This is a genomic window from Candidatus Palibaumannia cicadellinicola, assembly GCF_002855795.1.
Taxonomy (GTDB): Bacteria; Pseudomonadota; Gammaproteobacteria; order Enterobacterales; family Enterobacteriaceae; genus Baumannia; species Baumannia cicadellinicola_C.
The window spans coordinates 1-1,029 of sequence record NZ_NJPO01000172.1; the positions used below are offsets into that span (position 1 = coordinate 1).

1 protein-coding gene is annotated in these 1,029 nt (G+C 39.7%); it reads left to right on the plus strand.

The window, feature by feature from the left end:
- The first annotated feature begins 305 nt into the window (after positions 1-305).
- Positions 306-857, plus strand: coding sequence for an oligoribonuclease (orn, locus tag CEX73_RS03175; protein WP_101627133.1), 552 nt, complete (start codon positions 306-308; stop codon positions 855-857).
- Positions 858-1,029 lie beyond the last annotated feature (172 nt).

Genomic DNA, 1,029 nt, shown 5'->3' on the forward strand with positions numbered 1-1,029 from the left:
GGTGCCATCGTGTGGTAGCTAACCGATACTAGAGTTATTTGATTGAAACGGTATTCGCGAAGATATGCACCAGCGGTATTAGCCAAACTTCTGTGGTAACCTAGATTCCGTTCACTTTGCTGGTATATCTTTGACGATGGTATCGTGTACGCTGACTTAACTGGGTACTCCGCGAACCTTTGAATAGTTGAATAGTAATTGTTACTAACTACCTTATTGTGAATATATCGCCTGTAGCGATGAATATGGATATAATAGAAATATTTTATCAGATCAGCTATAAAATATCTTGCGACACACTAATTATGCCAGTAAATGATAATAACCTAATATGGATAGATCTAGAAATGACTGGTCTTGATCCTGAGCACAATCGTATAATTGAAATTGCCACACTTATTACTGATGCTTATCTGACCGTCATAGCTGAAGGACCTGTTTTAGCCATCCATCAGTCCGAAGCGCAACTAACTTTGATGGATAAATGGAACATACGTACCCATACTGCTAGCGGATTGGTGGAAAGAGTTCGTAATAGTACGTTAAATGAAGAAACAGCAGTAGCACTGACGCTTACTTTCTTACAGGAGTGGGTACCAGCTGGCAAATCACCAATCTGCGGTAATAGCATAGGTCAAGATCGACGCTTTCTCTACCGTTACATGCCGGCGCTAGAATCTTATTTTCATTACCGGTACCTAGATGTTAGTACCTTAACAGAGCTGGCTCGCAGATGGCGGCCAGACATTATGCTAGGCATAAAGAAAAAAAACAGCCATAAGGCTCTAGATGATATTCGCGAATCAGTAACAGAATTAGCTTATTATCGCGCACATTTTCTCCGTCTTGAGCCCTAGTATGAACGCAGTAAGTAGTTAATAATAGTTAGATTAGGTTTGGTTTAATCCGGTCGGCATAACTTAACCTCATATCACAATCAATAATCACAAAACAAAACCGTAATAGCTTGCTTCTTGCTTACCTAACCTCCTAATCTAACTAGTATGAACGCAGTAAGTAGTTAATAAT

Coding starts and splice junctions, on each gene's coding strand:
- orn (WP_101627133.1), top strand. CDS start 306: ATGCCAGTAAATGATAATAACCTAATATGGATAGATCTAGAAATGACT.